This is a genomic window from Brevibacillus schisleri (assembly GCF_055685845.1).
In genome coordinates, this window is the sequence record NZ_JBVNDM010000001.1 from 5,521,100 (window position 1) to 5,536,384 (window position 15,285).

At 48.7% G+C, this 15,285-nt stretch carries 11 protein-coding genes; 3 read left to right on the top strand and 8 right to left on the bottom strand.

The window, feature by feature from the left end:
* Positions 1–14: 14 nt before the first annotated feature.
* The 8 genes from ACUUHJ_RS26265 to ACUUHJ_RS26300 form a co-directional block, all read right to left on the bottom strand.
* Positions 15–1,133 carry a Ger(x)C family spore germination protein gene (locus ACUUHJ_RS26265; protein WP_289674494.1) on the bottom strand — a complete coding sequence of 373 codons (1,119 nt, stop codon included), beginning with the start codon at positions 1,131–1,133 and terminating at the stop codon, positions 15–17.
* Positions 1,130–2,230 (bottom strand): GerAB/ArcD/ProY family transporter, encoded by a 1,101-nt coding sequence (locus ACUUHJ_RS26270; protein ID WP_289674495.1) that lies wholly within the window; start codon positions 2,228–2,230, stop codon positions 1,130–1,132. The genes ACUUHJ_RS26265 and ACUUHJ_RS26270 overlap by 4 nt, the downstream gene beginning before the upstream one ends.
* Positions 2,230–3,774 carry a spore germination protein gene (locus ACUUHJ_RS26275; protein ID WP_472300402.1) on the bottom strand — a complete coding sequence of 515 codons (1,545 nt, stop codon included), beginning with the start codon at positions 3,772–3,774 and terminating at the stop codon, positions 2,230–2,232. Before ACUUHJ_RS26275 ends, ACUUHJ_RS26270 begins: the two co-directional genes overlap by 1 nt.
* Before the next feature lie 213 nt (positions 3,775–3,987).
* The gene (locus ACUUHJ_RS26280; RefSeq protein WP_472300404.1) at positions 3,988–5,766 is read right to left on the bottom strand and encodes an acyl-CoA dehydrogenase family protein; all 1,779 of its coding nucleotides are present in this window, start codon (positions 5,764–5,766) and stop codon (positions 3,988–3,990) included.
* 25 nt (positions 5,767–5,791) lie between these two features.
* Complete coding sequence (locus ACUUHJ_RS26285; RefSeq protein WP_048034625.1) at positions 5,792–6,970, bottom strand: acetyl-CoA C-acetyltransferase; 1,179 nt, start codon at positions 6,968–6,970, stop codon at positions 5,792–5,794.
* 18 nt (positions 6,971–6,988) lie between these two features.
* Positions 6,989–9,397, bottom strand: a complete 2,409-nt coding sequence (locus ACUUHJ_RS26290) for a 3-hydroxyacyl-CoA dehydrogenase/enoyl-CoA hydratase family protein (protein ID WP_472300405.1) — start codon at positions 9,395–9,397, stop codon at positions 6,989–6,991.
* Positions 9,398–9,758: 361 nt separating this feature from the next.
* Positions 9,759–10,880, bottom strand: coding sequence for an S-layer homology domain-containing protein (locus ACUUHJ_RS26295; RefSeq protein ID WP_472300406.1), 1,122 nt, complete (start codon positions 10,878–10,880; stop codon positions 9,759–9,761).
* A gap of 449 nt (positions 10,881–11,329) precedes the next feature.
* Positions 11,330–11,746 carry a hypothetical protein gene (locus ACUUHJ_RS26300; RefSeq protein ID WP_472300407.1) on the bottom strand — a complete coding sequence of 139 codons (417 nt, stop codon included), beginning with the start codon at positions 11,744–11,746 and terminating at the stop codon, positions 11,330–11,332.
* Between the two features lie 152 nt (positions 11,747–11,898).
* On the opposite strand from ACUUHJ_RS26300, the gene ACUUHJ_RS26305 reads away from it, so the two are divergent.
* The 3 genes from ACUUHJ_RS26305 (at position 11,899) to ACUUHJ_RS26315 (ending at position 15,274) form a co-directional block, all read left to right on the top strand.
* Entirely contained in the window at positions 11,899–12,516 is a 618-nt protein-coding gene (locus ACUUHJ_RS26305; RefSeq protein ID WP_472300408.1) for a hypothetical protein, read from the top strand.
* 350 nt (positions 12,517–12,866) lie between these two features.
* Positions 12,867–13,967: a glutamate 5-kinase gene (gene proB, locus ACUUHJ_RS26310; RefSeq protein ID WP_289674504.1), complete on the top strand. Its 1,101-nt coding sequence runs from the start codon at positions 12,867–12,869 to the stop codon at positions 13,965–13,967.
* Positions 13,968–14,005: 38 nt separating this feature from the next.
* Positions 14,006–15,274, top strand: a complete 1,269-nt coding sequence (locus ACUUHJ_RS26315) for a glutamate-5-semialdehyde dehydrogenase (protein ID WP_289674505.1) — start codon at positions 14,006–14,008, stop codon at positions 15,272–15,274.
* Positions 15,275–15,285: the final 11 nt, after the last annotated feature.

The window sequence follows — 15,285 nt, forward strand, 5'->3', positions numbered from 1 at the left end:
TTGTCTTTCACCTTTCACTTTACGACGCCATTTCCCTTAATCGATATGTCTGACTTGATTTCAACTTTGGCATTAGAAAATGCCTTTGTCCAATCGTCCTCTACCTTTTTGTACTCCTTATATTCATAGGCCCGCGCATAGAGACCGAACCCAAACGGGTCTACACCGATTTCCTGGCATTTCTTGATTAACTTCATGTAATCCTTCTGTAACTCGTCGCCGATCATTCGCTCCATCTTTTTGTAGTCCTTTTGCATGTCGTACGGAAACATACGCTCTGATATGGATACTCGCAACCTGAAATGAACGTCAAAATGAAACCGACCGTTCTGATAGGATGTTTTTACTTTTTTTTGGACGCCCTTGATAAAAAAGCTGATCCTGTCTTTCGTAATTTGTTTTTGATCGTTCGGCTCTTTAATCGGGATGGTGACGGACAATTCCCCTTGTTTTTCATAGAGCAGCGTTTGCAAAAGAATCGTATCCCGCGGTTCTATCGAGCTTGCGTACGTTCCATTTTCTTTTAACAAAGCCGTCCCCATTACCTTAACCGCCCGCTTTTCTTTCTTCAACTCAGTCAAGCTAGGTGTCATCCCTTTTTCATACATTTGCCGATGGAGCTCCTGTGCCCTCGTCTTTACCGTCAGATTTCTTTTATTGGCTGTGTCAATTAGCGTTGTTACATGAATGGACAGACGAGGTTTGTCCTTTGGTTTATAATCAAACAACTCATGCAACGGACCATCAAGCATAGCCACGCGGGCGTTGACACTGAACTTTGCATCCCGAAAAACGACATCCAGCAACCGAAACCAGTCCGGGTGAGCCAGTAGCTTTTTCCCAAACACGAGCACCTGAATTTTGCCTGCTTGGGTCAAGCCTGTTACTCGCTCATCAAAGCCCATTCTTGACTCTCTAATCGTAGATGACCGAATGCCGTATTCCTCAGATTTTTCCTTTGCCTCCCGATTGAACACCGGGCTTGAGATATAAAAGAGAAGCTCGTTTTTTTCGTTCAAATCAATTCCGACCATCAGCGATAAAGTAGCATCCTCCAAATTGATTTGATCCTTGCAACCTGCCAACATGGTTACCAGCAAGCTCAATAATAGTACTTGAGCAAATGCCCTCATGCTTTTTTCCCCCCTTCTGCTCGTTTCGATAGCCTGATCGGCCCCCAAGCCAATAAAGGAAGTGCATAAGCAAATACCAAGCCTGCAAAGTTCCAAATTTGTATCGATTTCTTCAGATCAATAAAGGATGGCGTATAAAACCATAGCGCCACTGGAACCAGAAGAAGGAACAGGCGCAAATGCTTGCGGTGATCCTTCATGCCGAATAACTGACTGGATGAAAAGACACAGAAATAGATGTACGGCAATGCAGTCGTTGACAATATAAACATATAAGTAGAGAGAAAAAGAATATCGACACGTTCTAAGAAGCGGAACTCAATGGCTTTCCATAAATTGAGCGTAGGCCATGTATACTGCGTGATTTCATCGGGGCTAAAGTATGCAAAAGAAACGACAACGACAGACAGATACACGAACAACGTCAATGTATTCGCAATGACAATGCCAAGAGACGCATATTGCTTTCTTTGAAGGAAAGGGTAGGCAAAATAACCAAACTCAAATCCAAGAAAGGAGAGTACGGTGGATTTGCTCGCTTCCCATATCGGGTGCCAGCCCTCCTTGATCACTGGCAGCAAGTTTAGCCAATGAACCTCTCGATAAGCCGTCGTGAGAACAAAAGGTATCCAAAGCGTAAGATAGAATACGAGCTCGGCGTACCTTCCTATGGCGCGAACCCCTCCCTGGAGAACAAAATAAGTTGGCAACGTAAAAAGGAACACGACGACATAGGCGGGTGTCTGAGACAGGAGCCAAACATTTATGATTCCCGTGGCATTTATCAGCAAAACGAACGCTGCAACCCCGCAATAAATGAACATGAGAACAATAGCGACACGACCGAGCCACTTGCCCAGGATCAATGGGAATATATCGATGATCGTCTTCTCCGGGTACTGCTTCATCATGTTCGTGATGACGAGACTGACTAGCATTGCCGCAAGCCATCCGATCAAAAGCGATATCCATCCGTCGGTGCTCGCCTTCTCCGCCAAATCTCTGGGAATCGTCAATACGCCGATCCCTACTTGTGCCCCATGAATGAGGAGAATGTACTGAAGGACGCTCAATTGGTTGTACGTATACTTTTTCATCACCCGTCCTCCCTTGGCCGATTATTGCCTTGTCTTTCCTCTTCAATCGTATGGGCTGACAGGGGACGCTCTTTCATTTTCCACAGTGGCAGGCGGATAAACAAATCTTTCCAGTCCCCGAAGCGCACAGGGGCAAGAGGACTTCCATAAGGAACACCTAATGATTCCAGCGTAATCAAATGGCCGATCAATGCCATCAGCCCGACAATAATACCTACAAAACCAAACATCGCAGCGAGGATCATCATGAGAAATCGAATAAGCCTGACTGCCGAGGCCATATCGTAGTTCGGAATAATAAAGGATGAGATCGCTGTAAATGCAACGACAATCACCATAATATTGCTCACAATCCCCGCTTGTACGACCGCTTGACCAATCACGATACCCCCTACGATACCGACTGTTTGCCCAATAGGCGCTGGCAGGCGAATTCCCGATTCCCGGAGCATTTCCAGAGTGAGCTCCATAATAAATGCCTCTAACAAGGGTGGGAATGGAACCTTTTCGCGGGACTCTCCGACTGACAAAATCAAATCGAGTGGGATAACCTCATAATTGAATGAAATTAACGCAATATAAATCGCGGGTAAAAAAGTAGCAATCAAAAAAGCTAAATATCGAAGCAAGCGAATAAACGTGGCAACAGGCCAACGCGTACCGTAATCGTCAACGTTTTGAAAAAAGGAAACGAAAGTAGCCGGTCCGATTAATACGCTTGGAGAACGATCGACAACGACAGCAATCTTCCCTTGCAAGATGTGAGAGGCGACTGTATCCGGCCTCTCTGAGGTCAAAAACTGCGGAAACAGCGAGTAAGGATTATCCTCGATATACTCCTCCAGTTCAGACGCATTAAGAATCGAGTCAACCTTGATCATCTTGAGCCGATCTTCCAGCTCCTGTAATACTTCCGGATTCGCCACATCAGCCAAGTACATGATTGAGAGCTTTGTAAGGCCTCGTTCTCCCAACCATATTTCTTTTATTTTTAATTCACGGTTGGGAATATAGCGGCGAATGAGGGCAATGTTCATCGAGTCCGTTTCGACAAACCCTTGGTGTCCTCCCTTTAGCGCAGCCTCCAACTGTGGATCTTCTATCGCCCGCTGTGGCCATCCATTCGTTTGAATCACAAGCACTTCTTTTCGACCCTCAATAAACAAAAGACTACTCCCAAGCAAAATTTCGGTTTCTACTTTCCGAAAGTCGTAGACAACGGATACCTTTCCGACAGATAACAGGTCCAAAATACTCGATTTCTCACCCTCTGGGTGTGACAAAAGCGGACGAAGCACATTATTGTTAATCGAGTTTTTGTCAACCAAGCCATTCAGGTAGACGAGTGTAACCATGCCCTCTATATGCTGGCACGCAAACGTCCGAATGACCAAATCGGGTGTCAGCGTAAATATTGCATTCAACTCCGCAAGGTTATCACTTAATCGCTCACTGATCTCACGGACACGGATAGGCTCACTCGAGTGGCTTATCCTGTCTTTGACAGATGTCTTTTTTCTTCTTAGCCACCCTCTCATCGCCATCTGCTACAGCTCCCGCCCTTTTCCGAAGTATGTTCCATTAGCGTTCGTGAGAGCTTCCCAAAATATGCATGGAGCTTGGCACATTCTGCCGCTGAATCGAATAAATCCCAAAGCATTTGCAAATCGCAAATATCCGCAAGAATGAAAACGTGCGTTACATGCAAAAGGAGCAAAGCTCAATGCTTTGCTCCTTTTCCCATCTACTGTTTGGAACTACACCACATATGCCCCCGCTTCGATCACGCGGTCTGCAATCGAACGTTTGAGTGCCACTGTGTTGATCGGCGTGCGGCGGGTCAGCTTTTTCAAGATCGACAGGCGCAGACGAAGCTCGTCGCCCTCTTCCATCGCCGCCAATGCTTCCTTCGCCCAGCCTTCGATATGATCGAATGCCTCATGTACATAGACAGCGGTCATTTCCAGCTTTTGCTGCTCAGCTTCGATGCCATTTGCCGCCATTGCTTTCTCTGTCCGCTTCACGATGCTATCCATTGCGTACAGCTCGATCAGCATGTCAGCCGCGAATGCCAAGAGTTCCTGTTCTTTGGACATTTCCTGTTGGTATTTCATCAACGCAGAGCCAGCCACCATCAAAATGATTTTGCGCGTGATGTTGATCAGATGCTTCTCCATAGCCAGGGGTGCATCCTCAATCTCTTCTGGATAATAGCTCATCAGCTCTGCTTGCAGACTGCTTGCTGCTTGCAAGAGCGGCAATTCACCTTTCATCGCCTTTTTCACGAGCGTATCCGGAATGAGCATGCGATTGATTTCGTTCGTTCCTTCGAAAATGCGGTTAATCCGCGAGTCACGGTACATGTTCTCGATCTCATACTCGGACATAAAGCCATATCCACCGTGGATTTGCACGCCTTCGTCCACGCAGTAATCCAAAACCTCAGTGGCAAATACTTTATTGATCGAGCATTCGATCGCATAATCAGCAATCGCCTTCGCAACCTCTGCGCCATCATCCGCTTTTTCACCCAAGCGAGTCAGCGCTGTATCGAACAGACCCACTGTGCGATAGACGGAGCTTTCAGCCGCATACGTTTTCACTGCCATGTTTGCCAGTTTGTTTTTGATTAAAGGAAAGTTGGCGATTGGCGTTTTGAACTGCTTGCGCTCTTTTGCGTAGTTCGTCGCGAGTTCCACCGCTTTTTTCGAGGAGCCGACTGCGCCCACCGCGAGCTTGTAACGACCTACGTTCAAGATGTTGAACGCGATCACGTGACCTCTTCCAGGCTCTCCGAGCAGATTATTTACCGGCACAGGTACATCTTGCAAAATGACCGTGCGTGTCGAGGAGCATTTGATTCCCATCTTCTTCTCTTCCGGTCCAAACGAAACACCTGGGAATGTGCGCTCAACGATAAAGGCAGTAAATTTCTCGCCATCAATTTTCGCGTATACGATAAACACATCAGCAAAGCCAGCATTCGTGATCCATTGCTTCTCTCCCTTGAGAATATAGTGCGTGCCATCTGCGGAGAGAGTCGCTGTCGTTTTCGCACCCAGCGCATCTGAGCCAGAGCCTGGCTCTGTCAGGCAGTAAGCTGCGATTCGCTTTCCAGACGCCAGATCAGGCAGGTAGCGCTGTTTTTGCTCCTCGTTTCCAAAGTACACGATCGGCAGTGAACCGATACCGACATGGGCGCCGTAGCTGAGCGCAAAGCCGCGAGCCAGCGAGAACTTCTCTGTTACGAGTGCCGTGCTGACTTTATCCAGCCCCAGTCCCTCGTACTTTTCCGGAACGTCTCCAGCCAACAGACCGAGCTCCCCAGCTTCCTTCAACAGACGAACCGAAATATCAAATTGATGGTTTTCAAGCTCTTCCAGATGAGGACGAACTTCATTGTTGACGAAATCCTCTGTCGTCTTGGCAATCATCTTTTGCTCTTCGGTGTACTCTTCTGGCACGAATACATCATCAGCTGAACCTGCATCGATCAAAAAGCTTCCACCGCGGATCAAATCTTTTGTTTCTGCCATTACTATCCCTCTCCTTATATTAAAATTAGATCATTTCAAAAACGCCAGCGGCTCCCATTCCACCACCGATACACATCGTAACGACTCCGTATTTGCCGCCTCTGCGCTTCATTTCATTCAAAAGCTGGACGGTCAGCTTGGCACCACTGCAACCGAGTGGATGCCCTAATGCGATTGCCCCACCATTTACATTGACCTTTTCTGGATCGAGTCCCAGCTCGCGAATGACGGCAATCGATTGGGAGGCAAACGCTTCGTTTAACTCAAACAGATCGACATCCTCCAAGCTGATTCCTGCCAGCTTTAATGCTTTTGGAATCGCAACAACCGGACCAATCCCCATGACATCAGGGTCTACACCACCAACCGTAAAGGAACGGAACTTGGCAATCGGCTCGACACCCAGCTCGGCTGCCTTTTCGGCAGACATCACGAGAACTGCCGCCGCGCCATCGCTCGTTTGCGAGGAGTTTCCTGCTGTTACGCTGCCCTGCACATGAAAGACCGGTCTGAGCTTGGCGAGTGCCTCCATCGTCGTGTCAGAGCGCGCTCCTTCATCCTTGTCGAAAACACGTTCCTGGACGTGAACCTTGCCAGCTTCATCGACAAAATGCTGCTTGACTGTCAAAGGTACGATTTCATCCTGGAATTTCCCTGAAGCAATGGCGGCCGTCGCACGCTGATGGCTTTGCAGAGCAAAAGCATCCTGATCCTCACGCGAAATGTTGTACCTCTTCGCCACTTCCTCAGCCGTATGACCCATGCTCATATACGCTTCCGGCTTCGTTTCTACCAGAGTCGGATTGAGTGCGATTTTGTGACCGAGCATTGGCACCAAACTCATGCTCTCCACCCCGCCAGCGACAACTACATCGGAGCTGCCGACCATGATCTGCTGAGCAGCGTAAGCAATCGTCTGCAAACCGGAGGAGCAAAAGCGATTGATCGTGATTCCCGATACATTTGTCGGCAATCCGGCGCGCAGGCCGATCAAGCGAGCCATATTCATGCCTTGCTCAGCTTCCGGTACAGCCGTCCCCATGATGATATCCTCGATATCAGCAGGATCGAGCTGTGGTACGCGGCGCAACAGGTCGCTTACAACTGCAGCTCCCATATCGACTGGGTGAAAATCCTTGAGACTTCCTTTTTTCGATTTACCGATAGCGGTGCGGGCGCCCGCGACAATAACTGCTTCTCTCATCGTTATCCCTCCCTCTCCCTAGTTACGCAAAGGCTTGTTCTTGGTCAGCATGTGCTGCATCCGTTGCTGGCTTTTCGGCGTCTTGATCAGTTCGAGGAACGCTTGCTTTTCCAGCTCCAGAATGTAGTTCTCTGTCACTTCTGTACCCGCTGGCACGTTACCACCGGACATGACATAGGCAACTTTGCTTGCGATCAGCTCATCATGCTCGGAGATATATCCACTCTTCTTCATGGCATAAATATTTTGGCGGAGGTTCGCATAACCCGTTTCGCCGATGACGCGAATTTTGCGTGGAGCTGGCGGCGTGTAGCCTTCTTTATCCATCGTAAGCACCAGCTGCTTCGCATCGTATAGCAGATGATCAGCATTCACGCTGATGCGGTCAGTCGGTCGCAGGTACCCCAGATTGATGGCTTCCTGACCACTCGTAGATACTTTTGCCATGGCAATGGCTTCAAACGCCTTCGCAACGATTGGGAACGGATCAACTGGCACGCTTCCTCCCTCTGGAACGTTTTCCATTGCTCGGAACAGCATCTCCTTCGTTCCTCCGCCACCTGGCAGAAGTCCTACTCCCACTTCTACCAGTCCGAGGTACGTCTCTGCCGATACCTGCGCGCGATCCGCGAGATAGACCACCTCGACACCGCCACCCAGCGTCATGCCGAATGGTGCTGCGACCACTGGACGATGCATATAGCGCAGTGCCCGTGCTGTTTTGTGGAAGTTCGTGACGAGCATGTCGAGCTCCAGCCAATTCTCATCCTGTGCTTCCATCAATGCCATTGCGAGATTCATCCCGACGCAGAAGTTTTTGCCTTGATTACCGATGACCAGACCTGCGAAGTTCTTCTGCACTTCCTCTGCGGCCTGACTTGCCATGTGCAAGACATCCATCCCGAGTGCATTGTGCGGGGAGGTGAATTCCAGACATGCGACTCCATCGCCCAAATCGATCAAGGCGGCACCCGCATTTTTCTTGATCAGCTTGCCTTGTTCCTTAAGGGCTGCCAGGTTGATGTTTTCCTTGCTCTCTTCGACGTCCTTGTATGTGCCTCCGATGGAAAACACGCTGCGCTTCCCTTGCTCTTTTTGATAAAAGGAGGTTTTCCCACTCGCGAGTAGCTCTTCGACGAGTGCCGGAATCTTCTCGTTTTCCTCACGCATTCTTGCCACTGACTTTTCGAGACCGATGGCATCCCACGTTTCGAATGGCCCCATCTCCCAACCGAAGCCCCACTTCATGGCCTGATCAACAGAGACGATATCGTCTGCGATCTCATAAGCCTTTTCCGCAGAGTACAGTAGTACCTTTTTGAAGACACTCCAGACGAACTCACTGCCCTTGTCTTTTCCGTATGCGAGCGCTCTCAACTTCTCAGGCAAAGTCTTGGCTGTTTTGGCTGCTTCGAGGGAAGCAAACTTCGGCCTCACACTTGGACGGTATTCCAGTGTGTCAACCGACAGTGCCAAAATCTCTTTGCCTTTCTCCGTCTTCACCTGCTTGAAAAAGCCTTGACCGGCTTTTTGCCCGATCCATCTTTTCTCCACCATTTGCAGAACGAACTCCGGCACTTCAAAAACAGAGCGCTCCTGCTCATCCGTGCTTTTGTTCCTGACATTACCCGCCACATGCACGTACGTATCCAGTCCGACGACATCGAGTGTGCGGAACGTCGCGCTCTTCGGACGGCCGATAACCGGACCTGTCAACGCGTCTACCTCATCTACCCCAAGCCCCAGTCGCACCATTTCGTGGATCGACACCTGCAATCCATATGTACCGATGCGATTGGCGATGAAGTTCGGTGTATCCTTGCAAACGACCATTCCTTTTCCGAGCACATGCTCACCAAAATGCTTCATGAAAGAGATGACCTGCGGGTCTGTATCAAGACCTGGGATCAGCTCCAACAGCTTCAAGTAGCGCGGTGGGTTAAAAAAGTGCGTGCCGAGGAAATGCTTGCGGAAGTCATCCGAGCGTCCCTCTGCCATTTCATTGATAGAAACCCCAGACGTATTGGAAGACACGATGGCCCCTGGCTTGCGATGCGCTTCTACCATAGCGAAGACGCTTTTCTTCACTTCGATGTTCTCGACAACCACCTCAATAATCCAGTCGACCTCGTTCAAGCAAGAGAGATGATCCTCGAAGTTACCAACTGTAATCAAGTCGATGTTCTTTTTATCGTAGAGCGGCGCCGGCTTCTCCTTCAAAAGTCGGTCACGGCCCGCTTGTGCTATCCGGTTTTTCACCACGCTATCAGACAAAGAAAGTCCTTTATTACTCTCATCTGCTGTCAATTCACGCGGCACGATGTCCAGTAAATAAGTGGGAATACCGACGTTGGCTAAATGTGCTGCGATCCCGGCGCCCATGACGCCTGAACCGAGAACTGCCGCCTTGCGAATTTTGCGTTCCATCTCCAAATCCTCCTTTTTAAAAAACCTAGTCATGACTGATTCATGGTCAAAAAGAATGGCCTCGCAACAGTGAATACCTAATATTCAGACTAGCAGAGTATTTTTAAAACTTCTACTTTCTCCATAGATATTCCTGTGTGCGTCAGCACATGTCTCGTGTTGAATGAATGCTCATTCAGTATGTGGGTTAAAAAATGACATCCCACGTTTTGGCTGTTTTACACGCCCGGAGATGCTACGCTCCCACCAACTGAATCACCGTTCAGTTTTTATTGTAATCGAAAATTCTGTCAGTTGCAATCGTCACTTCATGAAAGAAAAGAAAAGGGGCACACTGTTGTCCAATGCCCCCTTTTCTGTGCTATTTTTGTGTGTAAATCAGTGCAGTGATCTTACGTCCGTATGCGTTGGACGTGTCTTCTTCCAAACGGTATTCAATCTGGAAGTCTCCGTTTTTCGGGTCTAGATAATGAGCAATCACCCAAAGGATTTTCGAATTGTTTTCGTCTGCCTTGACCGTTACTTTTACCGGCCCGTTGTACGTAGGCACTTGCTCCAGCTTTGCCACGCTTTTTCGTGCATCGTCGGTAAAGAGCGCAGACAGCTGTTTCTCATTTTTTGTCTCGTACGCCAAATTCGCTGCTCGTAAATACACCTGCGCGATATGCTGCTGATTCGCAGGTGAACCCCGGAACTGCGAAGCTACATCCATCCGGTAATAATCGATCAATCGATCCATCACAACGATGTATTCTGCACGCGTCAGGATTTTGTTCGGAGAAAAGTTCTTCTCTGTGCGAAACAGATTGAATTCCCGGATCGCCAGTGGATATGGCGAATATGTATCTCGATAGAATCGGTCGCGCTTCCATTCGTAATAGCTGTTAAAGAAAGAGACTGTATCTTGTGGTTTAATATTGGCTGTACGGAATTTTTGTGGGGCCATCATATGAAACAATATCAAGCTGGCCTCTTCTCTCGTCAATGGCCACTGCATCCCGGCACTGGACATCCACCACTTCGGATTTTCCTTCTCTTGCTTTTTCATCAAGTGCCCGGTTTCAGCCAAATATAGATAGTACAGCATCCGGTCTCCTGGATCAAACTTGCCCAGATCGTCTGTTTCGATTTTCATCATGGTCTTTAGGTTGCTCAGCAGTTGATCTACTTCCCCCCGGAGTAGATAGCGCTGATCCAGGTTTGGCTTGCGTTCTGGCTTTTCTATCGGTCCGTATATTGTCTCAAATACGCGATTCAGCATAACCAGAGCTTCGCCTCGAGTAACCGGCTTGTTTGGGTAAAAAGGCTGATATCCCGTTCTCTTTACGATGCCGAGATCCGCCATTTTTTCGATCTGCTCACTTGCCCAATGTCCCTGTATGTCCGTATACATGCCAGGCCCAGCCGCATTCGCACTCCCTGAAAAAACGCTTTGCACCACTAACAGTACCAAGAAAAAAACGATAGCAAAACGCTTTACCATGACTTACGATAACTCCTTTCTTTTCATGATCGTTTCCTTACTCCCTTTTTTTGGTAATTCTCCCTCGGTAGCATCCATTCCTGCCATATTGGTCTATTTTCCTGGGTCTGATCTCTCCCTTTCTTGTATCGGGATGAAAACGGAACTTTGTTATACTTTTTCAGAAGAAATGAAAAAGAGCCGCACTTTGTATGAGCGGCCCAATTATATCCTTTTTCTCTATGCGCTGACTATCCTTCAATCTGCTCTAACCAGCCTGGCTCCCTGGTCACAAGAGGTCCATAAAGGAAAATGTTGATGAGGGTGAACAGGACGATAATCCCAAGAGCGGTCCCTAACATGGATGGCCCCAGCGAAAAACTGGCGAGGACGACTAGACCTCCTGCCATAAGGCCTATAATCAGCGGGAATAGAAAAAGAGCCGTCGGTTATCCCAACGGCTCTCATGATTAGTTTTGTGGTACAAAGCTGCCATCACGCAGCATCGTCAACTCGCCCATCATGAATGCTAAATCTTCGTTTTCGATAAAATTTCCACTTTCCTCCAAAGCTTCCAAACGACGCAGAAGCATGTTGGCAAAGTCTTGAATCTGTACTGGATGTCCCTCCGTATCGGCATCATCCAAAATGTCAAAACCAGTCAAGGCCTCCAAGTGGGTCACGATACGAAAACCGCCGATTTCCCCCAGTAACTCCGGCTTGTTCATTTTTGATTTCTCCAATTTTTGCAGCATGGACAAAATATCATTCGCTACCACGCTAGGGAAAGCAACCTGATAAAAGTTGCGAGTTTTCGCTTCATCGGTTTTGATAATCAACACATCAATCCCGTCTGGTTTTTTTGCTTTTTTGCCAAACCCAAACATATATTCCACCTCAATCGTTCGATCTGTCCAACTCTCTCCATGATAGACATAATCCGAGAGTCAGACAACCCCTATCCATATATTTACTGGGCTATTTGTCTTTTTTGACACACACGCTAACGTTAAACGACTGCTCCCAAGTGAGGTGCGCCATGAAAGGTAACTGGAAAAACTGGATGTTTATTCTCGTTCTCTCTTTGCTCGTCACAGGATGCATGACGCAAGTAAAGCAGGAGCATGCAAAAAACAAGGCCAAAACACAGAGTAAGCCTGCCGCGCAGTCTGCCATCCAAAAGCTTGGGGATAACAAAATGGATGTCGTCCTCTTTTTGAAACAAGCCGAGCATCAACTGGAAAATGTATATTACGCTGCCGCGGACAATGCCAAGGGCAAATCTGTAGTTGAGGATGGTCTCGTCTTTCGGGAATTGCCTAAGCGCTTCGACAGTAAAGACAAGATAACGGGGTACTTCAGTCATTTTTGGAGCCGTCCACTGGCAGAAGCCATGTACGACAACATGACAACCAAGTTGGTAAAGGAAAAGGTATATGTAGCAATCCCACGCGTCGACTATCCGACTTTGATCTCGGTACGAAACACGACTGTTCAAAAAAACAATGGGGAACTCAATGTGACCGTGGAAGATGTAACCGATTCCTCCTTTGCTTCTGACCGCACGCTGCGCTACCGACTCGTGCGCGATCAAAAGACGAAACGGTTCGAAATAAAATCACGGATGGGCGCTTATGGGAATGAACAATTTCAATAAGCCTCTTGACATTTCTTGCGGATCCAGCGAATAATAGTGAATTAATAAGCACATAGTGAGCGGCAATGACGGGGAATAGTAAAACCGCCCTTCAGGTCCAGAGAGCGAAATCCACCGGCTGAGAGGTTTCGTCCTTGAATCGGTTTGAACCCACCCCAGAGCATCCAGGGAAGACCTGGACAGGTTTCTTTCACCTGTTATCAAAGAAAGAGAGCCGGGCGTTTCTTGGCTGAAGTATGCCTTCAGTCCAAAACGTCAAATAAGGTGGTACCGCGTGAGGTTTTCAAGCCCTTTCGTCCTTATCAAAGAGACGAGAGGGCTTTTTTGTATGCAAGAAGGGGGTTTTGAACATGAAAAAGGGTAAATTGCGTTTGGTAGTAAAGGTGGGGAGCAGTTCGATTGCAGCAGCTACAGGCGGTGTTGATCCGGCGAAAATGTCTTTGCTCGTCTCCGCTATCAGTCAATTGCGCGAAGCGGGTCATCAGGTTGTCCTAGTCTCCTCAGGAGCTGTCGCCAGCGGTTATCAAAGTCTCGGCTATCAGCAGCGACCGCGATCCTTGGCAGCCAAGCAAGCAGCGGCAGCCATCGGGCAAAGCCTGTTGATGCAAACCTATACGCAAATGTTCGGCGCCCATAACTTCAGCGTGGCGCAAATCTTACTCACACGAGGAGACTTTTCCCACAAGGAACGATATCAACACGCATTCTCTACTCTGTCACTGCTTTTAGATAAAAACATTTTGCCAATCATCAATGAAAACGACACGGTATCCGTAGCGGAATTGACCTTCGGAGACAATGATATGCTGGGCGCACTCGTCGCTGGTCTCATCCATGCCGATTTGTACATGATCCTGACTGATACGAATGGCCTGTATGACAAAGACCCGCGTTATCATGCTGATGCCAAACACATGGGCTGGCTCGAATGTGTGACGGACGAAATCGAGGCGCTTGCAGGCGGAGCTTCCCAACTGGGAACAGGTGGTATGCGCTCCAAGCTGATCGCAGCAAAAACCGCCCAATCATTAGGAATTCCCGGCTTTATTGGAAAATTGACGAATCCCACAGATTTGCTCGATGTCCTTACTGGCAACGGGAATGGCACCTACGTCAACTATCATCCCGAAGCATCTGCAACAAACAGCGTTCCTACTCGCAAGCAATGGATTGCGCTTCACTCCCCTATCCGTGGAAAAATCACGGTTGATAGTGGTGCAGCTGAAGCGATTTTGGAAAACAGCAAAAGCTTGCTTCTAGCAGGTGTCCGCGATGTATCCGGCATGTTCGAGCAAGGTGAGGTTATCGAGGTTTACTGTGAGGGGACGTTGATCGGTCGCGGTATCAGCAGATTTACCGCAGCACAGTTAAGTGATTTTCTTTCCCCTGACAACGTAACGCGACACAGTGGTACTGTTATACATCGAGATGAATGGGCGCCTGTCATCTAAACGAATCCATGTAGATAGAAAAAGGAGTTGGAGCAACCATGGAAAGCTTGAAGGAAAAAGTGCATACACAATTGAGCCTGGCCAAACAGGCTTCACGAAAAATGGCTTTACTCTCTCGCAAACAAAAAGACGAGGTGCTCGTCGCAATCGGCAACCAGCTGCTGGCAGATGAGGCTGTTATTCTCTCCGAAAACGCCAAAGACATCGCCATCGCGAGAGCAGACGGTCAGCCTGCCTCCTATCTAGATCGTCTCTTGTTGACGTCAGAGCGAATAACACAACTCGTGGATAGCCTTGCACAGCTGGTATCCCTCGATGATCCTGTCGGGGAACGGATCGACTCGTGGACACGACCAAACGGACTTTTCATCGAACAAATCCGCGTCCCTCTCGGCGTCATTGGAATGGTGTATGAAGCCAGACCGAACGTCACCGTTGACGCAGCAGCAATCGCCATCAAAACGGGCAATGCGATCGTTCTTCGTGGCAGCCACAGCGCTATTCATAGCAATCTCGCGTTGGTGACTAGCATTCGTCAAGCGCTCACTGCGACCGGACTTGACGCGGAAGCGGTGCAGTACTTGCCTTTTGCCGAACATGCTTCTGTCGATTACTTGTGCACCGCCAATGGTCTCGTCGATGTCATCATCCCACGGGGTGGCGCAGGACTGATCCAGCGAGTTCTACAAATCGCAAGCGTTCCTGTACTCGAAACAGGCGTCGGCAATTGCCACATTTATGTGGATGAAGCGGCTCACTACGACATGGCTGAAAGCATCGTGATCAATGCCAAAACAAGTCGTCCTGCCGTATGCAACGCTGCCGAAACACTACTTGTGCACCGCAGTTGGCCACAGGAAAATCAACGTGCCTTGCTTCAAAAGCTCTTGGCGAAGGGCGTTGAGCTCCGCGCTTGTGAGCGTACGATAGAGCTGCATACTGACCTCGCCGCTCAACTGCACCAAGCAACCTCAGAAGACTGGGACACAGAATACTCTTCGCTGATTCTGGCGGTTCGCACTGTCGATAGCCTGAGCGAGGCCATTGAACATATTACAGCGCATACTTCCGGCCATTCCGAGGCAATCGTAACGGAAGATGAAATCGCAGCCCGTCAGTTTTTGACTGCAATCGATGCCACAGCGGTTTATCACAACGCCTCTACCCGCTTTACCGATGGTGGAGAATTCGGCTTCGGTGCTGAAATCGGCATCAGCACGCAAAAATTACATGCTCGTGGGCCAATGGGCTTGCCAGCGCTCACTTCTTACAAATATGTCGTACGCGGAAACGGCCAAATCCGATAGTCCAAAAGGGA